The following is a 20,702-nucleotide window of genomic DNA, read 5'->3' on the forward strand; positions in this document are numbered from 1 at the left end:
TCTTGGCGTCTTCGCGGTTCGTTAAATAGTTATTATTTGAGCGGTTCGAGAGCAATACTCATAACTTTATCAACTGTCTATTTTTATGAGGAAGGATTGCATAAATCTTTGATTGATACAGAAACCGCAGATTCAAGGCAGATTAACACAGATAAACGCAGATAATTTCCTGATTGGAAAGCGACTTTGGCAATCTTATCTATTATTTATTTTAACTAACTAGAACTATGGCTTTAGTAATTGCTGGCGAACGCAGCGGTGCGGGAAAGACGACTGTGACGATCGCCCTTTTAGCTTATTTAATCCGCCGCGGCTTGAACGTTCAATCTTTTAAGGTTGGTCCCGATTACATTGACCCCATGTTTCATACTTTTGTTACTGGTCGCCCCTGTCGGAATTTAGACCCGGTATTAACGTCTGAATCTTATGTAAAAAAGTGTTTTTCTCGTCAGATCCAAGATGTCGATTATGCCTTAGTTGAAGGGGTGATGGGACTATTTGATGGAGTGAGTCGAAAAAATCAGGAATCACGAAGCCACGACACGGATTTTGACACGGATACACGGATTAATTATCGAAAAGAAGAAGGCAATTATGATTTTTCCTTTGCTTCTACGGCTCATGTGGCTTATTTGCTGAATTTGCCGGTATTGTTTGCGATAGATTGCAGCAGGCTCTCTGGTTCTGTGGCTGCGATCGCCCACGGTTTTCGTTCTTTTAACCCTGACCTTAAATTCGCTGGTTTGGTGCTGAATCGGGTGGCGAGCGATCGACATTTGGAGTTGCTTCAAGATGCTCTCAAACCGCTCAATTTACCTATTTTGGGCGTTTTGCGTAGGGATGAGGCTGTTACTATTCCCGATCGACATTTGGGGCTGATTCCTGCTGAGGAGTTGCCTAATCTTCATGCTGCGATCGATAAACTGGCTGATTTGGCTGCTGTTAGTTTTGACTGGGAGCAACTTTTGCCTTTGTTGGCTGCAACTCGAAATGGGGGTGAGGGGTCTGAGCAACTTTCGGGTAGACACAGTCTCCCTTCGGTTATTATAACTCAAAAAGATGATGTTGTCAACTCTTTGGGAAAACAATTTGGAGTGAGGATTGCTGTTGCGCGCGATCGGGCTTTTAATTTTTACTATCAGGACAATCTTGATTTGTTGGAAGAGTTGGGTGCCGAGTTGGTATTTTGGAGTCCCCTTGATGACTCGGTTTTTCCTGACAATGTGCAAGGGTTATATTTTGGTGGTGGTTTTCCTGAGGTGTTTGCTCAAAAATTGAGCGGTAATGTTTTAATTCGGGATGCGGTAAGAAGTGCTATTTTTTCGGGAATGCCGACTTATGCGGAGTGCGGCGGTTTGATGTACTTGTGCGATTCTATTGTAGACTTCGATGGCAATTCTTGGCAAGGGGTGGGGGTGTTGGAAACTGCTGCTGCGATGGGTAAGCGTTTGACGCTGGGATACCGAGAAGCTGTGGCGGTGAGGGATAGTTCGGTGTTAACTGCTCTCGATCAGGTTTGGGGACATGAGTTTCATCGATCGCATTTAACTGTGGAACCGACTAATCCAGTTTATCACAGTTGGAGGTATGGCAAGCGGGGGGAGGTTGAGGCGGTTGCTGAAGGTTGGGGAGTTTGTCAGGTACACGCTTCTTATTTGCATTTGCACTGGGGTGCTCGTCCTGATATTCCGGCTCGTTTTTTGCAGCAGTGTGCTGATTTTGATTTTAAGGGTGTTTTGGGCGATCGATCTCAAGTAATATCTTTTTAACGAACCGCGAAGGCGCGAAGGACACGAAGGAAGAGAATGAAGAGGAAGGAGAAGATAGGTAGTGTCTGTAGCGCTTTGGCAATAAATCTATTCTGTTTTTTGGGAAGTCGAAAAGCCTGTTCCTGGCTGCGCCCAAGGTAGAAATAAAGTGGTCTTACTATTTATATTAGAATATTTATGACGGAGAAGGCTAGGGAGGTTGGGATTTATGAGCGAATCAATTTCGACTAAGCTGTTGTTTGCGCAATGGGTGACACGGGAGAATTTTCGGCGTTACGGTCAAGTTATCTTTGCGGCTGTTGATGGCAAGTCTTTCGATGCTGAGGACGCTCAGTTAAATTTGCAAAATGGTGTTCCTAGATTTTACATTATGCGGTTGCTGGAGGAAGGTCGCAAGTTTGGCAAAATTACGCGGCACGTTCAATGTACTCAGTGTTTGGGTTCTTTGGAGGGGAAGGATTGGTTGATGGCGGTTGCGCCTCCTGGGGATAGCGATAAACCGAGTTTAGATGATATTGTTGCTTTTCGGATTCCGGGCAATTGTTTTATTAAGTTAGATGTGGGGACTTGGCACGCTGGGCCGTATTTTGATGCGGATTTTGTTGATTTTTACAATCTGGAATTGAGCGATACTAATGTGGTTGACCATTTTACTTTTGATTTTGTGAAAAATCACAATCTGGAGTTTGAGATTGTCTGAATGTTGGCGATTTGTAGTTGCGCTTTCTTTTTGGTGATTTTTGAGTAAGATTTTTTAACCGCAGAGGGCGCAGAGGACGCAGAGGGGGAGAAGGATGAGGTTCGCAAGTGATTGGGGAATTGTTTTGGTCTCACTCGGCTGAATGGCCACGCTTGAAGGATAAAGTTTACAAGTGTTAAATTAAGTGCAATTGTTATGTCTGAGCAAAAGTATAGCATTGTTCTGCGCGAATGTCGTTTGTTAGGTGCGAGCGACGATCGCCCAACGGTTGATATTGCTATTGAGGATGACCAAATAGTCGCCGTTTCGCCTCGGATATCAGAACTTGGCGAACGCGAAATCGACATTCAAGGCAATTTAGTTAGTCCTCCTTTTGTGGAGTCGCACATTCATCTTGATTCGGCTTTGACCGAAAGCATCCAGGATACAAGCCCCCGGATTCATCGGTGGAGAAATAAAAAACCTGTATCCGATGAAACTTGCCCCCCGAATTTATCCGTGGGTCAATGCTTCAATTCTTTAATCTAAAATCTAAAATCTAAAATCTATTGACTGCGGGGGAACCGCGATGGAATCAAAGCGGCACTTTGTTCGAGGGAATTCAAATCTGGGGGGAACGAAAGCAAAGTTTAACTCTGGATGATGTCAAAAAACGGGCTGTTGAAACTTTAAGGCTGCAAGCGTCTCAAGGGATTTTGTTTGTCAGGAGTCACGCTGATGTTAGCGAACCGACGCTGACTGCTTTGCAAGGACTTTTGGAAGTTCGTGAACAAGTCAAAGATTGGATGACTCTGCAAGTTGTGGCTTTTCCCCAAGACGGGATTTACGGAAGTCCAGAAAATGACAAACTTTTAGAGAAATCTCTGGATATGGGTGCGGATGCTGTGGGCGGGATTCCGCATTATGAGTTGACGCGGGAAGATGGCGTGAAGTCGGTTGACCGAATTTTTGAACTTGCTGAAAAATACAATAGATTAATAGATGTTCACTGCGATGAAATCGATGATGAACAGTCGAGATTTTTGGAGGTGGTAGCAGCTTGTGCGATTAGAAGCGGGGCTGGTTCGCGGGTGACGGCTAGCCACACGACGGCTTTCGGTTCTTACAACAATGCTTTTGCTTTTAAGCTGATGGGAAGTTTGGCAAAATCGGGAATTAATTTCATCGCCAATTTTTTAATTAATATCACTCTGCAAGGCCGCGCTGATACTTATCCGAAACGCCGTGGGGTGACGCGGGTTAAGGAGTTGTGGCTGCAGGGATTGAATGTGAGTTTTGGTCACGACTGCGTGCAAGATCCTTGGTATAGTTTAGGTACGGGAAATATGTTGGATGTCGCTCATATGGCGGTTCATGTTTGTCAGATGACGGGAATGGCTGAGATTGCGGCTTGTTTTAATATGGTGACTGTCAACGGTGCTAAGACTCTCTATCTGGGAGATGATAATTATGGGATAGAGGCGGGTAAACCTGCAAATTTGATTGTGTTGGATGCTGAGGATTGTTATGAGGCAATTAGGAGGCGCGCTGCGGTTCGGTATGTGATTTCGCGGGGTAAGTTGCTGGCGGAAACTGCACCTGCTAAGATGAGTTTTTATGGTATTTGACAAACAATATTTGAAGCTGTTAAATTGTGAATCAAGGTGCTATTCCCGATGAGAGTCCGAGAAATTTGCCGGAGCAACTTCTGTTGCAAGATGCTAAGGCTAGCGTCGGCAGACGAATTCTAGGCAGTGCAGATAAGCCGTTGGGAGATGCTCCCAGATTGGTCGCTAATTACGGAGGCAAAGTCGGTGATTGGGTTAAAATGGTTAGTGCCCAAACCGCAGTAATTGAGGGAGCAGTTGTTGAAGTACATTGGTTCAGGAATAACGAGACAGCCCAAACTGTTCAATTCAAATTCAAACGTACATATCCTAAAGCTGCACTAAAAAATTTGTAGTTATAAAAAACATGAAAATTCGCTGTATTGCCAATACAGGTAATGCTCTCCCTGAAAGTTACCTCAAGCCTGAGTTCTATTTTACGAAAGAAGTGGAATTTCCCCTAACGGTTGGCAAAGAATATGTTGTCTACGCTCTTTACCAATCGCAGGGTAATGTTTGGTACTATATCTGTGACGATAACTACACCTATTATCCCATGCAGAATCCGGCACCGCTGTTTGAGGTGGTTGATAGTAGAGTTTCTAAGTATTGGCGGTTTGAACTAGCACCGAATGGGCGGTTAGAGATTGCTTTTGAGCAGTGGTTTACTGACCCTTATTTTTATGATAAGTTAACTGACCAGGAAGAGGCAGAGGTTGAGATTTTTGAGAAGGTTAAGGAATTAATGGATGCTGAGGATTTTACTTTCTCTCCGCTGGATGTGGCCGTTGAGAAGTTGCGGGAACCTGTCAGTGTTTGAGTGGGAAAAGTGCGATAATTCATTAATTTTGTTAACCAGCTTGACTCAGATAGCTTGAAATGGTATCAAATAGGAATCAGCAGAATTTGGTAAAAAAAAATGAACGATGAAATTAAATCCAATAATAACTATCAGACCGTCGGTGATGATGATGTTTTGTTATTCGATGAAGCTACTTTTCTGGTGCGTAGGTTTAAAAACTTAACCGCCAGCAAGTTTAGTAAGATACTTGAAACTTATGTAGTAGGAGCTAATAACCAAGGTGGTAACAAGCAGATAATTGAGTGTATGAACGAGCTGCGAATTAACGAAAAAATAATAATTTATGGATCTGAAATAAACTGGAATTTCCCTAAAGAAGGAATCGATTGTCAAGTTATCAAAATCGGTTCTAAGGGTTGGCAAAAAGGAAAGGTTAAAATAGAAGTTAATGAAGATTTACAGTTGGGGAAAACACAGGTTTGTATAAAATTTTGCCCAGATGAACCATCAGAGCAAAAATCGCCTCTAGATGATATCAGACAATCAGAGGAATACAAAAAACTGAGCAATAATAGCTGACTGCCAGATCGCGCTTACAATACAATAATCGATCGCACTTATATCTGAATCTTAGATTTTTAACCGCAGATGGGGGCGGATGTACGCGGATGAACGCTGATGTTTTTTTGGGAGGGACTCATGGTAAATGTAGAAGAATATGTCGATCGCACTGCTGAACTGATAAATTTACCGTTAGACCCGGAACATCGGCCGGGTGTTGTGGTAAACTTTGAGAGGATAGCTGCGATCGCCCGACTGGTTACTGAGTTTCCTTTACCCCCAGAAGTAGAAGTCGCGCCGGTGTTTGAACCTTAGATTTTTAACCGCAGATGAGGGCAGATGAACGCGGATGAACGCAGATGTTTTTTGGAGAGGGCTGATGCGGTTGCTACGGCAGCGGCTGTTAAATGTGGTAGGGTTACGGCTACAGTGGCGGTAAGTGCTGCTTTGGAACGGATTGCTGTTAAGGATAAGGCTTTTAATTGTTTTACTGCTATCACTGCTTCAAGCGCACTCGCAGCAGCCGAAAATATAGATAGTTCGATCGCAAATAACCAAGACCCAGGCCCTTTAGCAGGCGTTCCCTTCGCTGTCAAAAACCTGTTCGATGTCGCCGGAATTACTACTCTAGCTGGGTCAAAAATCAACGCTGGCAATCCGACCGCTACCCAGGACGCGGCTGTGGTCGCCCGACTCAGACAAGCCGGGGCTGTGCTCGTGGGTACGCTCAACATGGATGAGTACGCCTACGGTTTCGTGACGGAAAACAGCCACTACGGCCCGACTCGCAATCCCCGCGATACTGCGCGCATCGCTGGCGGTTCCAGCGGCGGTTCCGCAGCAGCAGTCGCCGCCGGTTTTGTACCCGTCACTCTCGGTTCTGATACTAATGGTTCTATCCGCGTACCGGCTGCTTTGTGCGGTGTCTTTGGGTTTAAGCCTACTTACGGCCGTTTGTCCAGGGCAGGCGCTTATTTATTTTCGAGTAGTTTGGATTGTGTGGGACCGTTTGGGCGATCGATCAGAGATATGGCGCTGCTGTACGATGTCCTGCAAGGCCCTGATTCTCGTGACCCTGTTTGCACTCAACGCCCGCCTGAACTTTGTTCGCCGCAGTTAAATCAAGGCATCGAAGGATTGCGAATTGCTGTTGCTGACGGGTATTTCGCCACAGGGGCCGCACCGGAAGCAATGGATGCTGTAGAAATAGTTGCTAAAGCCTTGACAAATGTCTTGGATTGTGGTAAAGGCACAGAAAAAACAACAAACCCCCCAAAAATAGGGGGGCTTGCAACTGTCACCATACCGGAATCCGATCGCGCCAGGGCTGCGGCGTTTATCATTACCGCCTGCGAGGGGGGAAATTTGCATTTGGACAATTTGCGATCGCGCCCTCAAGACTTCGATCCTGCCACGCGCGATCGCTTTTTAGCGGGAACTCTGATCCCTGCGACTTGGTACTTGCAAGCCCAGAGATTCAGACAGTGGTACCGCGATCGAATTCGCGAAATATTCCAACACACAGACATCATCCTCGCACCCGCAACCCCGATAGCTGCCCCTGAAATTGGCGTCGAGAAAATGGTAATAGCCGGACAAGAAATCTTAGTACGTCCCAATCTCGGACTGTTCACCCAACCCCTATCATTTATTGGCTTGCCCGTTCTTTGCGTGCCCGTACAGCGGCCCGGCGCTTTGCCCTTGGGGGTACAAATTATTGGTGCTCCCTACAGCGAAGCGGTGATTCTCCGAGTCGCTGCGGTACTTGAATCGCAAGGCCTTGTATCTGCCGAATCAATTGACCCCTAATTCTAGGGTTTGTTGTTGCGGTGGAAGCGTCTCTTAGTCCTTCTGGCAATAGCTTTGCGCTTCTGCTTTTCCAAGGGGGTTTCAAAGTGGCGGTGCTTTCTCATGTCGGGGAAAATACCCGCTTTGGAAACTTGCCGCTTAAACCGTCGCAGGGCTGACTCAATCCCTTCATTTTCGCCTATTACAACTTGGGTCATTCTTTCTCCTTAGTGTTTGTTAGATCAAGTTTTATCATATCAAGCTTTTTGACGGCGCGACCTGTTGGAGGTCGGGCGATCGCCCAAAACCTCAAAATTATACCATAGAATTGGTTTGTAGTGAGGACTTGATTCCTCAAATTTTGACGGTCGCTAAAATCCTCACTACTAACCCCTTTGATTGCGGGTACTGGTTTAAGAGGGTTGGGCTATCAACTGATTTTCCTGCCGCAGGTAAGCTTGAATAAACGGGTCTAATTCGCCGTTCATCACATCTTCGATGGCCGTTGTTTCCACTCCAGTACGCAAATCCTTGACCATTTGGTATGGGTGAAAAACATAATTGCGAATTTGGTTGCCCCAAGCTGCCTCTACCATGTCGCCGCGAATCTCGGCAATTTCTGAAGCCCGCTGTTCCTTCGCAACCACCAACAGCCTAGCCTTGAGTAATGCCAAAGCTTTTTCCTTATTTTGCAACTGACTGCGTTCTTCTGTGCAGCGGACGGCCAAACCGGTAGGAAGGTGAACGATGCGGACTGCGGTTTCTACCTTGTTAACATTTTGCCCGCCCTTGCCGCCCGCGCGGGAAGTCGTGATTTCCAAATCCTTTTCAGGAATGTCCAACTTGACGGATCGATCGAGAATTGGCATCACTTCGACGCCTGCAAAACTGGTTTGACGCTTGTCGTTAGCATTAAAAGGCGAAATTCTGACCAAACGGTGAGTGCCTTTTTCCGATCGCATATAACCGTAAGCGTAGCGGCCGACAATTTCCAAAGAAGCAGATTTAACACCTGCTTCCTCTCCCTCGGAAATTTCCATTAAATGTACTTTGTAACCTTGACTTTCCCCCCAGCGGGTGTACATCCGCAGCAGCATTTCGGCCCAATCTTGAGCATCTGTGCCGCCGGCCCCGGCGTTAATCGTCAAAACGGCGCCGCCTTCGTCGTAGGGCCCAGATAGTAATTGTTGCAGTTCCCACTGGTCGAGTTCGCGGGTTAACTGAGAAAGACTCGATGAGGCTTCTTGGAACAGGGACTCGTCGGCTTCTAACTCCAGCAGTTCTAAAATAGCTTTAGCATCTTCCAAGCTAGTTTGCCAGCCGCGATATTGGTCTAAATGAGATTTTAAGTCATTAAGTTCTTGGAGGGTTTCTTGAGCTTGGTCTTGGTCGTCCCAAAATGCTGGTTGGGCGCAGATTTGCTCTAAGTCTTGAATTTTGGCTGTGAGTGCGGGGATGTCAAAGATAGTCCTGGGTTGCACCCAGTCGATCGGACAAAGTTTCGATATTGTGTTTGATGTCTAGAACTTCCACTGTGAGTTCTCCGGCGTTGTGGGCTGTATTTTTGAGTTTAGCTGAAATGTTGCTCTAAATGTGCAAATCAATCTGGGGGGGTGACAACCAGCCTGAAACCCAGAGGTGGTGAGGATTGAGCCAATCCGCTGCTCAAAAAAGATAGGCAGCATAATTGTTACACGCTTGCCTATCCCAAAAATAATGATACCAACATTTTACCAGACTCATTTAAAAAAACAACTGACATCAGCTCAGTTTCTTGTAATGACAACTTTCCTATCTGTGATCCAATCAGAAAAACAAGTGAGATTAGAACGACTGGCACGGGTATTTCCTTACCCAATTACAACGGAAAGTCGGCGTAGGAAACTACAAAGATTTCTGGATTTACCAAACTTAACTATCTCATTAATTTGGTTCCCCTTAATTACTTATTGGTTGACCACTTATTGCCCCATTGGTACTCGTTTATCAATCGCAATCGACCGCAGTCAATGGGGGTGCATTAATCTCTTTATGGTTAGCTTAATCTGGGAGCGAAGAGCAATTCCATTATACTGGTCACTGTTGCCCAAATTGGGAAACAGTAGCTTCGAGTCACAGACTACCAATTTACAGCAAGTTTTACCATTATTTTCAGAATATAAACTCATCGTTTTAGGAGACCGTGAATTTTGTTCTGTTGATTTGGGAAACTGGCTTAAGGAAAAGGGTGTGTCTTTTTGCTTAAGACTGAAAAAGAATCTTTGTATCGAAACAGAACATTTAGTTTGGCAACGGTTGGATGAATTAGGAATAGTACCCGGAACTTCTTTGTATGTTCAAGGGAAAAAAGTGAGGAAAACTCTACCTACTACCGGGTTTGAGCTTGCTTGTAAGTGGAAAAGGAACTATGGGAAATATCAAGTTAAAGAAGCCTGGTTTATTCTCACGGATTTAGGCTCATTGCGAGCAGCGCTCAATGCTTATAAGCAGCGGATGGGCATTGAAGAAATGTTCCGAGACTGTAAAACAGGAGGCTACGATCTTGAAGGAACAAGCCTCAAAGGGAACCGACTTATTAACATGATTATGCTCATGACACTGACGTACAGTTCAGCAATATTTCAAGGTAATGAACTGAAGAAAAAGCAGGTACAAGAATATGTATCTCGTCGCACAGAACCAAAGAAAAAATATCGCAGACGGAGTACATTTGGTGTGGGATTAGATGGAGAAAAGTGGGTTAATTATCTAGAACAATATTCTTTGGAGGTGGAACAGTTAATGAAGTTAACTCCTTCTAAACGCCGCTTTTATCAACAAGGTATGCGGGCTGCAACCCTTATACAGTCTATTTCGTAGACCTCTTTGTCACCCCCCCAGCAAATCAATTTTTCAGCAGCACACCAGCTTTGATAAATGAGTCAATTTTGCCGTCGAGCACGTCGGCCACGGCTGTTGTTTGGATTCCTGTACGGAGATCCAAAACTTTGCCCTGATTCGCGCTGTCGCTGGCCAATTGATATTCCCGAATTGGTTGGTTAAGGACTGTTTTTAGGATCTCGCCCTGAATGTCTGCAAGCTCTTGAACTCCTTGCCTTTGCATAATAGCAAACAGTTTGCTTTTGAGAAGCGCCAAAGCCGTTTCTCTATTTAGCAATCGACTCCGCTCCTCCCCAGATATTGCAGAAATACCAGTAGGAACATGAACAATCCTCACCAAAGTTCTGATTACACACCTCACGTAGGGAGGAGGCAAGATTATTAATTCTAAATCCTGCTTTGGAATCTCCAGTTCCACATACATTGGCACAACTTCCACCGTCACTGAACTCGCCTGCTTTCTGGTAATATTAAAAGGCGATGTACGTTTCAGTAGATGCACTCCGGTTTCTGACTTTAGATAGCCGTAAGCGTAACGTCCGTCTATTGCCAAAGTTAGAGAATTAACTCCTCCTATTTCCAAAATAGCAGAATTAATTTCTACATACTCCGATAGGGAATCTTCAACCAACATAACTCTATAGCCTCGGTTGTGTCCCCAATGAGCATACATTCTCAGCAACATTTGTGCCCAGTCTAGAGCATCTAAGTCATCTATTGCTGCATTAATTATGAGGTAGGCTCCATTTTTGTCGCAAGGCCCGCTCAAGGATTGCTCTAATTCACACTCTTCGAGAGAGCAGTTGAGTTGAGCTAAATTAGTTTGAAGTTCTTGCTCTAATTCCTCGTCTGCTTGAAATTCGAGTAACTCCAGTGCTGCTGTAGCATCTGCCAAAATTGTTTGGCACTGGTTGAGTTTTGCCTGGTAGGATTGGAGTGCGTCTAGTTCTTGGAGTAGCCGTTCGCCTGTATTGATGCTGTTGCCCGATTTCGGCTGTGCTGCTAGCTGTTGTAACTTTTGGTTCTCGGCGGTTAAGGCTGAGCTAAAGATAGTCTTGTAGACCCGTTAGGCGATCGGACAATGTTTCGATATGGTGTTTGATGTCTAGAACTTCCATGGCTAGTTCTCCGGCGTTGTGGGCTGTATTTTTGAGTTTAGCAGAAATTTCGACATTTCAGCAATTAATCCGTGTATCCGTGTCCAAATCCGTGTTCTTCCTTCTTATATATACTGCGAACCTGTTGAATTGAAAGTTTTACCGCATTCGTGAGCGCATACGTCCAACCTTTTGGAACAGGAAAAACTTTTTGTGAGGTCTTCGCGAAACCAATCACTTTCCAGGGCATCTTTCACAGATTGAGTTCTGAGAGAATTAAACCCCTTGCCGTATTTTTCAATTAAAGCCAGCATTTGCGGTCTGTAAGTGTGGTTATAAACAGCGTATTTAGTATGGCTTACCCAACAGCAAAGCCAGAGTTCCGCTTCAAAACTGATGAAAATCTCTTTGCTGGCTTGAGTTTGACAGCTAATTTCTACATTTCGGTAGTAATTGTTTAGGCTACCAAATATTTCTACAGCTTGGATAAATTGGTCTCCCTGTGGATTTTTATATTGTTCCAGCGATGGGGTTGGAGTTCTTCGCTGGCTGGCTTTGATGGGACAGAACGAGTTTGTTCTGCTGCTTGAGAGGTTTCGATAGCTATAGCTTGATACCAAGCATAATTGGCTTTTTCTGGTTGCCTCAACTGCGTCAACACTTTAGCTAAATTGCGATAAGCTCCGGCAAAATTGGGTTTAAGCTCGATCGCCTTTTGGTAATAAGCACTAGCTGGCTGCCACTGTTGCTGTTGAGCATAAAGACTGCCGACGTTAGCATAAACTTCGGGAAAATTAGGCTGAATTTGGAGTGCCTTGGCGTAACAATCTGCAGCTGCTTGCATCTTCCCCAAACCTTGAAAAGCGTTGCCCAAAGTTTTGCAGGCTGCTGCAAAATTAGGTTGAATTTTTAGGGCTTGTTGGCTGGCTGCGATCGCCTCTGACAGTTGCCCCTTTTTCAAACATTCCTCAGCTTGTCGGTGGAACTGAAGCGCGGCCTGTTCTTGATGCTGAGGGGCTGATACATTCGCGGTTGCTGGTTGGTTTGGGCGATCGCTCTTAGCATCTACCTGAGAGTTTTCTGGCTTCTGAGGCTGTTGATTGGCGGACTCTTTTTCATAAATCTCTTTCGCCACAAAACGAGAGGTAGCTTTCGGTACAAACTCGACAAATCCTAGTTGTTGGGCTAAGCTAAATCCCGCGCTGCTTCTACTTGGTGCTGGTTGTGTTCAAAAATCAAGTAGTGCCATACAGCTTTTCCGCCTGCTTGGATAAAGGCATTAACAGACTGCATTATCCTGTCCCAGTTGGTATTTTGGCGGTAGATGCTGTTAGTATCGGCCAACCCGTCGATACTAAAAATTAGGCGATCGTATTCTCCTGTCATTGTCTGTGCCAGCCTGTGCCACCACTCGGGGTTGCGTCCGCTACCGTTGGTGTACAGGCAGACATGAGGAATTCCCATGCGGTGCAAATACTCGATCGCCCCAATTGTGGTATTGCTAGTCATAGCATCGCCGTAGTTGCCGCACATATAAACAAAATCCAACTGAGAGCAAAACTATGAGGGAAAAATACTCTCAATATCCTGCATCTTTAATTCCGCCCCCGGCAAAATCGGGTTGCCGGTGCGGGGACACTGCGGGCAAGCTGCATTGTACCTGGAGGTAATTTCTACCCTGACTCTTCTGATATCTTCATATTTTAAGTATATGAGTTTTATCCTATTGATTTTTTATGAATGTTGAAATCGCGATCGACAGAATTAGACAACAAGACTTTTGATTAAGTGATTAAAAATTAAAATTATACCTCATGCCTTCAGCCAGAGGACATGATACAGCGTATTCCTGGTTGATGAAGGATACCAGATATCGCTCTATCCCCGCCGTAGGCGCACTCTTGCCGGGCCCCGTGTCTCTACTTCATAAACCAGGAATACGCTGTATAAGTTTTGTTGACGATCGCGCTTGAGGCGATGACGACTATCTTGATTGCCTATCTCAATCAAAAACCGCGGCCGGATGTCGATCGAGCCGCGGTTTTTTTTAAGCTAAAGTTTCAATTAATCCCGGCCGTTGAGAGCAATCAGCAGGCGCAGAATGAAAATGAACAAGTTGATGTAGGTCAAGTACATCGACAGAGCAGCGGGCAAATACTGATCGTCGCGGTAGCTGCGGGGTAATATGTAAAAATCGACGATCGCAGCGCCGGCAAATATAAACACGCCGATGCCAGAAATGCCAATTTCCAACCAGGTTGGGGTGTAAACGCCAAATAGAGAGAGCAGAAACTGACCGCCAACGACGACTAACAAAGCAATGACACCTAAACTGATAGTTTTGGTGAGGGCCATGCCGTCTTCTTCAGAAAGGTTGGACCCAATTTGACGGGCGGCGATGAAGGTAAGACCACAGCCGAGAGCAGCAAAACCGATGCCGGAGATGCCGACGCCTTCGCTTCTGAGGGCTACAGACACCAATCCGCTGAGGGTGTAGCCTGTAAGCAAGCTGTAGGTTGCCAGCAGAGGCAAAGCGGTATTTTTGTTGTTTTGTTCGGCAGCGCCGCGGGCGACAAAGAACAGAATTAATTGTAGGACGATCGCGCCGATGAATGTGGGAAAGAAGATCCCGGGATAGTTGCGGATCACTCCCAGGCCCCCGTAGGTGCCGACAGCAGTTAAGACAAGTCCGCCGCCTACGAAGGGGAGAGCGTTGGAGATGACGTTGGGGCCTACCAGCGCGTGGTTTTTGGCCTCGCGCACGGCTTCGCGAAAATTGCTAGTGTTACTCACGAGGATTTACCTAATTTTGGCTGAGAATTGCTATCTCTATTTTGACAGCTTTACAGTTTGTTTGCAAAACCTCAAAGAGTTTAAAGATTTGATAAAGAAGCGGTGACATCACTCCAAAGTACGGTTCGATTGTTTATAATCGAGTCTGATCGAGTCTGTGGGGTGTGACCCTCTCGCACGGTTGCGCGTCGCGGCAGAGCTATAATTGAGGTTAAAGAGCCGGCACTATCTGCGGCGAGGGGCAAGCTTAAAGTCGATCGAATCGCAGATAGCTGAGGTCAATCTATTTTGGATGGGGGATTTACGATTTGGGATTGAGGAGTCTATGCTAGAGGTAGGGGCAGCAGTTGATTTGAGATTTTTAATTTGTGGCCTAGTTGAAACTAGGGATCAGAAACTCCAAAAATCTAAAATCTAAAATCTAAAATCTAAAATCGGTTCGGTTAATTGCTAAGGTAGCTCAGACAGAGGATGCCCAGGAAATTAATGAATAGATCGAGTTTGAGCGACAAAATGCTAAATAGGTAATCTCCCATGCACACCTTTTTTGAGCGCAAATTATTGCCACATGCAACCGGAATTTTACTGGCTGCCGCCGTTATGTCCGGCGGTCAAGCTGCCGTTGCAGCTAATGTCGGAGCCGTTTCTACCGCTGCTTCAGAGCAGGGTTTAGAAAATTTGCTGCTGACTAATATCGCTCAACTCCCCCAAGGTACAACTTCTCCAAGCCCGAGACCGCCAAGGGTAGTAAGACGGGTGCTGCCGGTGAGAATTCCTGAGGCTTCGACGGTGGTAGGGTTGGGTGTAGTTGCGGGTTCGCTGGCGGTGACTCGCCGGAGAGTGAGAGTTAAAAATTAGACTTTTGGCAAAAAGTGTAATTTTGGGATGTTTAACCGCAGATAAACGCGGATAAACGCAGATAAATGCGGGTATCAGGATTTTAGCCGATAGCGTCGCGCAGAGCATTTTTAGTCATAGCTGCGATCGACTGTTCGGTAGCTTTCGGCAAGTGATAGTATTTCCCTCCAGAAGTCTTGGCCAATTCCTTCGCAAAGCCAGTCGAAATAAACTTGCTCTCGGTATCAATCACCAGCAACTGCATTCCCAACCCACGAATTTTGGCAGCAATTTCTAACAATTCCTTCTTAATATCAGGCTTTTCTCCATCTAAAATTGGTTCGCCCAAAGAACGAGCCAAAGGAATATTACCGCGTCCGTCGGTAATGGCGACAATCGCAACTTGACCGATATCTCCAGACTGCCGCGCGTTGACTCCCACGCGCACGGCTTGAGTCAAACCGTGGGCCAGGGGGGAACCGCCGCCGCAGGGCAACCGTTCCAAACGCTTGCGGGCCAAGGCTATCGAGCGAGTCGGCGGTAGCAGCACTTCTGCTTGTTCTCCGCGAAAGGGAATGAGAGCAACTTGGTCGCGGCTTTGATAAGCTTCTGTAAGTAATTGCATGACTGCACCTTTGGCCGACTGCATCCGGTTGAGGGCCATCGAACCGGATGCATCGACGACAAATACGACTAAGGCTCCAGCTTTTCTGGCCAAGCGCTTCGCCCGAATGTCTCCCTGTTCGACAAATACACGGCGCTCACCTCCCCCTTGCCCCCCCTTCCCAAGGGGGGGCTGACTCGCCTCTTGCCCCCCCTTCGCAAGGGGGGGTTGTGGGGGGTGAGAATTCCTGTCGCGGCGGGCTTTTTGGTAGGGTGCGGCGGCTCTGAGGGTGGCGTCAACGGCGATGCGGCGGACGGGGCCTTTGGGTAATACTGGCTTGACGTAACGGCCTCTATCTTCGGAGAAAATGGTGCTTCTGCTGCCCGATTTGCCTTGGCGGTTGGCGGCTTGGGCGAAGAAAAGCACGCTGGGGTCGAGAATTACGCCTTCGGGGTCGAAGAGAAATTCTTCGGGAATGGTATCTTTTTCTGGTTCTTCTTGAGGTTCCGGGTTGTCTTCATCCTCTTGGTCTTCTTCGTCTTCTTGCTGGTTTTCTGGTTCGTCTTGTTCTTGTTCTGACTGCTTTTGGGGAGGCGGTGGGGGGGGAGGAGGAGCAGAGTTTTCGTCTGGGGGAGTTTGGATGATGGTGGCGCGGGGTACGATGACTAATTCTACGGCGCGGCGCAGGTCTTCGGCGTTAACTTCTGTGCGTCCCTCGATGGCGGCGGCGGCTTTGGCGACGCGGACGGAGAAGATTTCGGCGCGGTGTCCTTGAACGCCACCCCGGATGGCTTCTTCTACTAGGTAGGCAATTTGTTCGCGTTTAATGCTGACATCTTTGAGCCATTCTCTGGCTAGGATAATTTGGGTTTTGAGGTTGTCGGTGTCTTCGGCGTATTGATTGAGAAATTGTTGGGGGGAGCTGGAGTAGGATAAAGCTTGTTCTACTGCATAGACTCTTTCTTCTAGTTCGAGTGCTGCGTCGGCTGAAAGTACGATCGCGATGCGATCGAGCAAATGTTCTCTCAGCGGCCCTTCTTCGGGGTTGTAGGTGGCGATAAATAGAGGTTTGCAGGGGTGTTGGAAGCTAATGCCTTCGCGTTCTATTTGGTTGCGCCCTTCGGTTAATACTGTTAGCAATTGGTTGGAAATGTTGTCATCGAGGAGGTTAATTTCGTCTACATAAAGTACGCCTCGATTTGCTTGGGCTAAGAGTCCTGGTTGAAATACGGTTTGACCGAATTTTACTGATTGTTCGACATCGACGGAACCTAAGAGTCGGTCTTCGGTGACACCCAAAGGAATTTGGATGAAGGGTGTGGGAATAATTTCGGTGGTGAGATTAGTATTTGTGGTGTGGGCATCTGGCTCGCTATTTTCGGCTAACAAGCAAGATGCCTGTGAAGCGAGAAGTTCTTCAGCATCGGCGTTGCAAAAAGAGTCTTTGATAATTTCAATTGGCGGCAATAAGGAATGCAAGGCGCGGGCCATGACTGATTTGGCGGTGCCGCGGCGACCTGCGATCGCAACTCCTCCCAATCCGGGATCGACTGCTGCTAAAAGTAGGGCTAGTTTGATTGCTTCTTGTCCAACAACGGCTGTTAGGGGAAAGGCTGTCACGGTAGGGGTTGCGTAGAGGGCGGACATCGAAATAATGTTCTGTTAAAGAGGCTTCGATCTACTTATCATACTACCAGTAGGATGCGATCGCGTTTCTGACCAATAGTTTTTTGTACAGTACGATACAGTACGATTTAGTATTATAAAGCTTTCCGGGACCAAAAATGTTAAAAATTGTATATTATCTGGCTGGTATCTTGTCACGAAATCAAATTCTAAAATAGAATCATAGGGTCGTTTAATAAATAAGCTGTGAAACCCATACTAACAATAAGTCTGTTAGTAGCAATTGCTATTATCGCTTTTTTGATATGGCGCGATTCCCAGGACACAGAAGGGATAGATAGAAACTTGTTGCAAGCTGTCAAAGGAAACAAAGCTTTAGCCAAACGCCTGCTGAATCATGCTAGAGAAAGGTATCCCGGAAAGTCTGAGAGATGGTACGCAGAAAAGGTCATTTATGACTTAGAGCGCGACGGGGCAGGTAGAGGGGGACGCGGTTCGAGTTACAGGCTCGATCGAAGAGAACTTCGAGAGAACATTTTCCTGGCAAGCGCTTTTATCTGGTTAGTTAGTTCGATATCGTCTCTTGTAGATGGCTTGTTTAGAAGATAGCAGGCAGGTGTTTGCTCATACTTCAAAGTAGCTGCGGTGCCCTAGCGACAGTATGATAACTCAAGCAATTGCGGATTTATGGGTTAAGAGTTATGAGTTGTGAATTAAGAGCTGGGATTTATAACTCACAATTGTTAACTTTTAAATTACTTCTTGCAAAATTTTAACTTCTAGGGGCAGAATCACGGTAAAAGTTGAGCCGACTCCTATTTCTGATACTAGCTCGATTTTGCCTTGCAGCAGCGTGACGAGCCGCGATACTATTGCTAATCCCAGCCCGGTGCTTTCGGCGGGAAAGAGCTGTTTGCCGGCTTCTCCTGCTTGAAAGAAGGGGTCAAAGATGCGGTTTGTATCTTCGGGGGCGATGCCAATGCCAGTATCTGTAATTGCGATCGCCCAATTTGCTTCTCCATGACAACGGCAACTTAATTCAATGCTACCAGATTCTGTATAGCGAATGGCATTGCTCAGCAGGTTAATCAGAATTTGTTGCAGCCGCTGTCCGTCGGCGATTACTTGTTTTGGGGCGCAGTCGCTGGTAACAGCGAGCTTGAGTCCTTTAGCATCAGCAATTGGCTGCATCATTTCTACTACGGTGTTAATTACAGATTGTACATTAGTTCGCTGCAGGTTAAGTTTAATTTTTCCGGCATTGGCACGAGAAAGTTCTAGTGTGTCATTAATCATGCGCAGCAACTGTCTGCCATTGCGCAATACTCGCTCGATGTGTTCGATGCCGGGGAGGGTATCTTTAATTTCAGGTTGCCATTTTCCTTGGCGTAAAAACAGTTCGGAATAACCGATAATTGAGTTGAGAGGAGTTTTGAGTTCGTGAGCTAAATGGTAGACGTTTTCTTGATTGACACTGACGAGGCGATTGAGTTCTTGATTGGTGAGTTTTAACTGAGTTTGGATTTGGTGAAGTTCCCGCAGCCTCTGAGCGACGTAGCTCTTGAAACACTGGGCAATCGCTTCGTCTATTACGGCATCTATCAGCCGAAAAGCTCTGAATACGTTGGCGGTGGTTCCTGCTAGCAATTCGGCTTCTAATTGGGAGAAAATTACTTCACGCAATAAGTGGTATTCCCGGGCTACTTCTGCTGCGTCGTAGCCTTGTTCTGCTCTGATTAATCCGTGATCTAAACTGGCTTCAATTATTACTTTTATGTCGCTGCTTTGATATTGGGAAAGCACTGTCGTCATCGCCGCCAGCAGGTGAGGTATGTGATTTTCGATGGCTGACAGTGGTAAGGCGTCAGCGGTTTCAATTTTCCGGTCCAAGCGTACTGCTTCAATCCAGTTTTTGACGATAGTATCGGTTTTTTCGGCGAGCACTTGGCTGTAGTCCATGATTTCTGCGTGGGGGTTGAGTTTGGCAGATATTGCCCATGCTTCATTGTAGTTGAGCGATCGCCCGATCTGCATACCAAACTTCGGGCGATCGCGACCCTCCCAAAAGAAGTAGTTTTGAAATGATTTTTTTCCTGTGCTGGATCGCTCTTGAGGAGACGATCCCAGCTTGTTCCTGCCAAAACCAGCACTTAAACTTATTGACAGAATAGCCATAAAGCAGTATAATTTCCTGACGATAAATATTTAAAATTTAAAATTTAAAATTTTTCAGGGGACTAAATGGAAAACGTGCAAGCTGCGATCGCTACGGCAACATTTATATGTGTAGTTTTCTTAATAATTACAGAATGGATACACCTAACAGTTGCGGCATTTCTGGGAGCGGTGATTCTGGTTTTTACCCACGTGATGACGTTAAACAACGCGATCGAATATATCGGTCGAAGTCACGCCACCCTGGGCTTATTCTTCGGAGTCATGGTAATGGTGAGAGCCTTTGAGCCTACCAAAGTATTTGAATACTTGGCGACTCAAATGGTGCTTTTGGCTAAAGGCAAAGGCAAAAATCTCTTGCTGGGTGTTGTCGCCATTACTACGCCAATCTGTGCAGTTTTGCCCAATGCCACGACAGTCATGCTGCTAGCACCATTAATTCCGCCAATGGCAGAAGAAGTCGGTGTAGATTTTGTGCCGTTACTGATTTTAATGGTATTTGTGGCTAACAGTTCGGGACTGCTGACAATCGTGGGGGATCCGGCGACATTCATTGTTGGCGATGCTATTAACATGAGCTTTGCAGATTATCTGGTAAAGTTAAGTTTTGGCGGGGCGATCGCATTAGCAGTTATATTAGTTATGTTGCCTTGGCTGTGGAGCGAAATTTGGCACAAAAACTTAGACGATTTGGAACATTTGCCGCATCCAAAAATCAATCACCCGCGAGTCTTAGCAGTGGGCGGCTTAATTATAGCTTTCGTGCTGACATTTTTTGTCATAGGAGAGTCTCTGCCCGTACCTATTTCACCGGCAGCCGTTGCTTTGTTGGGGGCTGCTTTGGCAATGCTTTTAGCTCACCATTCCCAACTTAATTCTGTTAATAATATTTTGCGGGATTTAGATTGGAGTACGCTGCTATTTTTTATGTCTATCTTTGTGCTGATTGGCGGTTTGGAAAAAACCGGAGTAATCGGCAATATATCTGGAATATTAGCAGTGATTTTAGGTAAAAATATTTTTCTTGGTTCTTTAGTTTTGTTATTTTTTGTGGGTTTGATATCGAGCGTGGTGCCAAATATTCCGCTGGTAGTGGCGATGGTGCCGCTGCTAAAACAGTATGTTGTCAATATCGGGCTGGCACCGGCAGAGGTGCTGGCTCCGGATTTTGCAGGGCAGTTTCCACCTGCTGTGCTGCCGCTGTTTTATGCGATGATGTACGGAGCAACTTTAGGCGGAAACGGCACTTTGGTAGGAGCTTCTTCTAATATAGTGGCGGCGGGAATTTCTGAACAGCACGGGCGCCGGATTTCTTTTCAAACTTTTCTGCGTTACGGGCTGCCTGTGATGGCGCTGCAATTAATAAGTGCGGCTGTTTATGTAACTATTCGGTTTCTGATTTGAAGAAGTCATTAGTCATTAGTCATTAGTCATTAGTCATTAGTCATTAGTCATTAGTCATTAGTCATTAGTCATTAGTCATT

22 protein-coding genes are annotated in these 20,702 nt (G+C 46.1%); 13 read left to right on the forward strand and 9 right to left on the reverse strand.

Annotated elements, in window-relative coordinates; genetic code table 11:
* Window positions 1-227 precede the first annotated feature (227 nt).
* From QUB61_RS04990 to QUB61_RS05030, 9 genes are all read left to right on the forward strand, one after another.
* On the forward strand, window positions 228-1,769 hold the full coding sequence (locus QUB61_RS04990) for a cobyrinate a,c-diamide synthase (protein WP_333122486.1): 1,542 nt from the start codon (window positions 228-230) through the stop codon (window positions 1,767-1,769).
* Window positions 1,770-1,977: 208 nt separating this feature from the next.
* Window positions 1,978-2,469: an ureidoglycolate lyase gene (locus QUB61_RS04995; RefSeq protein WP_333122489.1), complete on the forward strand. Its 492-nt coding sequence runs from the start codon at window positions 1,978-1,980 to the stop codon at window positions 2,467-2,469.
* Window positions 2,470-2,664: 195 nt separating this feature from the next.
* On the forward strand, window positions 2,665-2,997 hold the full coding sequence (locus tag QUB61_RS05000; protein ID WP_333122491.1) for a hypothetical protein: 333 nt from the start codon (window positions 2,665-2,667) through the stop codon (window positions 2,995-2,997).
* Between the two features lie 20 nt (window positions 2,998-3,017).
* The gene (gene codA, locus QUB61_RS05005; RefSeq protein ID WP_333122494.1) at window positions 3,018-4,076 is read left to right on the forward strand and encodes a cytosine deaminase; all 1,059 of its coding nucleotides are present in this window, start codon (window positions 3,018-3,020) and stop codon (window positions 4,074-4,076) included.
* A 26-nt stretch (window positions 4,077-4,102) separates the two neighbouring features.
* The gene (locus tag QUB61_RS05010) at window positions 4,103-4,411 is read left to right on the forward strand and encodes a hypothetical protein (RefSeq protein WP_333122497.1); all 309 of its coding nucleotides are present in this window, start codon (window positions 4,103-4,105) and stop codon (window positions 4,409-4,411) included.
* 11 nt (window positions 4,412-4,422) lie between these two features.
* Window positions 4,423-4,875, forward strand: coding sequence for a hypothetical protein (locus QUB61_RS05015; protein ID WP_333122500.1), 453 nt, complete (start codon window positions 4,423-4,425; stop codon window positions 4,873-4,875).
* A 99-nt stretch (window positions 4,876-4,974) separates the two neighbouring features.
* Window positions 4,975-5,436, forward strand: a complete 462-nt coding sequence (locus QUB61_RS05020; RefSeq protein WP_333122503.1) for a KGK domain-containing protein — start codon at window positions 4,975-4,977, stop codon at window positions 5,434-5,436.
* Between the two features lie 120 nt (window positions 5,437-5,556).
* Window positions 5,557-5,733: a DUF4089 domain-containing protein gene (locus QUB61_RS05025; protein WP_015176516.1), complete on the forward strand. Its 177-nt coding sequence runs from the start codon at window positions 5,557-5,559 to the stop codon at window positions 5,731-5,733.
* Between the two features lie 24 nt (window positions 5,734-5,757).
* On the forward strand, window positions 5,758-7,227 hold the full coding sequence (locus QUB61_RS05030; RefSeq protein WP_333122506.1) for an AtzE family amidohydrolase: 1,470 nt from the start codon (window positions 5,758-5,760) through the stop codon (window positions 7,225-7,227).
* 2 nt (window positions 7,228-7,229) lie between these two features.
* Here the strand turns inward: QUB61_RS05030 and rpsU are convergent, their stop codons facing one another.
* Both rpsU and prfB read right to left on the reverse strand, forming a co-directional pair.
* Window positions 7,230-7,424 (reverse strand): 30S ribosomal protein S21, encoded by a 195-nt coding sequence (gene rpsU, locus QUB61_RS05035; protein ID WP_006632476.1) that lies wholly within the window; start codon window positions 7,422-7,424, stop codon window positions 7,230-7,232.
* A gap of 195 nt (window positions 7,425-7,619) precedes the next feature.
* Window positions 7,620-8,739 (reverse strand): peptide chain release factor 2 gene (prfB, locus tag QUB61_RS05040; RefSeq protein WP_333122509.1). Its coding sequence is split into 2 segments (ribosomal slippage): window positions 7,620-8,666 and window positions 8,668-8,739, totalling 1,119 coding nucleotides; the frame shifts between segments, so codons are not numbered across the junction.
* 183 nt (window positions 8,740-8,922) lie between these two features.
* On the opposite strand from prfB, the gene QUB61_RS05045 reads away from it, so the two are divergent.
* Window positions 8,923-10,065 (forward strand): IS4 family transposase, encoded by a 1,143-nt coding sequence (locus QUB61_RS05045; protein ID WP_333122512.1) that lies wholly within the window; start codon window positions 8,923-8,925, stop codon window positions 10,063-10,065.
* A 25-nt stretch (window positions 10,066-10,090) separates the two neighbouring features.
* Here the strand turns inward: QUB61_RS05045 and QUB61_RS05050 are convergent, their stop codons facing one another.
* The 5 genes from QUB61_RS05050 to QUB61_RS05070 all read right to left on the reverse strand — a co-directional run bounded on the left by QUB61_RS05050 (window position 10,091) and on the right by QUB61_RS05070 (window position 13,976).
* Window positions 10,091-11,137 carry a PCRF domain-containing protein gene (locus QUB61_RS05050; protein ID WP_445300164.1) on the reverse strand — a complete coding sequence of 349 codons (1,047 nt, stop codon included), beginning with the start codon at window positions 11,135-11,137 and terminating at the stop codon, window positions 10,091-10,093.
* 171 nt (window positions 11,138-11,308) lie between these two features.
* Complete coding sequence (locus QUB61_RS05055) at window positions 11,309-11,497, reverse strand: hypothetical protein (RefSeq protein WP_333122515.1); 189 nt, start codon at window positions 11,495-11,497, stop codon at window positions 11,309-11,311.
* Window positions 11,498-11,658: 161 nt separating this feature from the next.
* Window positions 11,659-12,318: a tetratricopeptide repeat protein gene (locus QUB61_RS05060; protein WP_333122517.1), complete on the reverse strand. Its 660-nt coding sequence runs from the start codon at window positions 12,316-12,318 to the stop codon at window positions 11,659-11,661.
* Between the two features lie 50 nt (window positions 12,319-12,368).
* Window positions 12,369-12,692, reverse strand: coding sequence for a hypothetical protein (locus tag QUB61_RS05065; RefSeq protein WP_333122519.1), 324 nt, complete (start codon window positions 12,690-12,692; stop codon window positions 12,369-12,371).
* 555 nt (window positions 12,693-13,247) lie between these two features.
* Entirely contained in the window at window positions 13,248-13,976 is a 729-nt protein-coding gene (locus tag QUB61_RS05070; protein ID WP_333122521.1) for a Bax inhibitor-1 family protein, read from the reverse strand.
* A 561-nt stretch (window positions 13,977-14,537) separates the two neighbouring features.
* Between QUB61_RS05070 and QUB61_RS05075 the strand changes: the two genes are divergently transcribed.
* Window positions 14,538-14,834 carry a PEP-CTERM sorting domain-containing protein gene (locus QUB61_RS05075; protein WP_333122524.1) on the forward strand — a complete coding sequence of 99 codons (297 nt, stop codon included), beginning with the start codon at window positions 14,538-14,540 and terminating at the stop codon, window positions 14,832-14,834.
* A gap of 82 nt (window positions 14,835-14,916) precedes the next feature.
* On the opposite strand, the gene QUB61_RS05080 is transcribed toward QUB61_RS05075, so the two are convergent.
* Window positions 14,917-17,064, reverse strand: a complete 2,148-nt coding sequence (locus tag QUB61_RS05080) for a magnesium chelatase subunit D family protein (protein ID WP_333122528.1) — start codon at window positions 17,062-17,064, stop codon at window positions 14,917-14,919.
* 225 nt (window positions 17,065-17,289) lie between these two features.
* On the opposite strand from QUB61_RS05080, the gene QUB61_RS05085 reads away from it, so the two are divergent.
* Complete coding sequence (locus QUB61_RS05085; protein WP_333122532.1) at window positions 17,290-17,652, forward strand: hypothetical protein; 363 nt, start codon at window positions 17,290-17,292, stop codon at window positions 17,650-17,652.
* 141 nt (window positions 17,653-17,793) lie between these two features.
* Here QUB61_RS05085 and QUB61_RS05090 read toward each other — a convergent pair whose 3' ends face one another.
* The gene (locus QUB61_RS05090) at window positions 17,794-19,218 is read right to left on the reverse strand and encodes a HAMP domain-containing sensor histidine kinase (RefSeq protein WP_333122535.1); all 1,425 of its coding nucleotides are present in this window, start codon (window positions 19,216-19,218) and stop codon (window positions 17,794-17,796) included.
* A gap of 66 nt (window positions 19,219-19,284) precedes the next feature.
* On the opposite strand from QUB61_RS05090, the gene QUB61_RS05095 reads away from it, so the two are divergent.
* Entirely contained in the window at window positions 19,285-20,622 is a 1,338-nt protein-coding gene (locus QUB61_RS05095; protein WP_333122538.1) for an ArsB/NhaD family transporter, read from the forward strand.
* The last annotated feature ends 80 nt before the right edge of the window (window positions 20,623-20,702 follow it).

Source organism: Microcoleus sp. C2D2 (assembly GCF_036702495.1).
Classification (GTDB): Bacteria; Cyanobacteriota; Cyanobacteriia; order Cyanobacteriales; family Microcoleaceae; genus Microcoleus.

What these genes read in the sequence shown, in the direction of transcription:
- QUB61_RS04990 (WP_333122486.1), top strand. Translation starts at nt 228, where the DNA reads ATGGCTTTAGTAATTGCTGGCGAACGCAGCGGTGCGGGAAAGACGACT.
- QUB61_RS04995 (WP_333122489.1), top strand. Translation starts at nt 1,978, where the DNA reads ATGAGCGAATCAATTTCGACTAAGCTGTTGTTTGCGCAATGGGTGACA.
- QUB61_RS05000 (WP_333122491.1), top strand. Translation starts at nt 2,665, where the DNA reads ATGTCTGAGCAAAAGTATAGCATTGTTCTGCGCGAATGTCGTTTGTTA.
- QUB61_RS05015 (WP_333122500.1), top strand. Translation starts at nt 4,423, where the DNA reads ATGAAAATTCGCTGTATTGCCAATACAGGTAATGCTCTCCCTGAAAGT.
- QUB61_RS05020 (WP_333122503.1), top strand. Translation starts at nt 4,975, where the DNA reads ATGAACGATGAAATTAAATCCAATAATAACTATCAGACCGTCGGTGAT.
- QUB61_RS05025 (WP_015176516.1), top strand. Translation starts at nt 5,557, where the DNA reads ATGGTAAATGTAGAAGAATATGTCGATCGCACTGCTGAACTGATAAAT.
- QUB61_RS05030 (WP_333122506.1), top strand. Translation starts at nt 5,758, where the DNA reads ATGAACGCGGATGAACGCAGATGTTTTTTGGAGAGGGCTGATGCGGTT.
- rpsU (WP_006632476.1), bottom strand. Translation starts at nt 7,424, where the DNA reads ATGACCCAAGTTGTAATAGGCGAAAATGAAGGGATTGAGTCAGCCCTG.
- QUB61_RS05045 (WP_333122512.1), top strand. Translation starts at nt 8,923, where the DNA reads ATGATACCAACATTTTACCAGACTCATTTAAAAAAACAACTGACATCA.
- QUB61_RS05055 (WP_333122515.1), bottom strand. Translation starts at nt 11,497, where the DNA reads ATGCTGGCTTTAATTGAAAAATACGGCAAGGGGTTTAATTCTCTCAGA.
- QUB61_RS05065 (WP_333122519.1), bottom strand. Translation starts at nt 12,692, where the DNA reads ATGACTAGCAATACCACAATTGGGGCGATCGAGTATTTGCACCGCATG.
- QUB61_RS05080 (WP_333122528.1), bottom strand. Translation starts at nt 17,064, where the DNA reads ATGTCCGCCCTCTACGCAACCCCTACCGTGACAGCCTTTCCCCTAACA.
- QUB61_RS05090 (WP_333122535.1), bottom strand. Translation starts at nt 19,218, where the DNA reads ATGGCTATTCTGTCAATAAGTTTAAGTGCTGGTTTTGGCAGGAACAAG.
- QUB61_RS05095 (WP_333122538.1), top strand. Translation starts at nt 19,285, where the DNA reads ATGGAAAACGTGCAAGCTGCGATCGCTACGGCAACATTTATATGTGTA.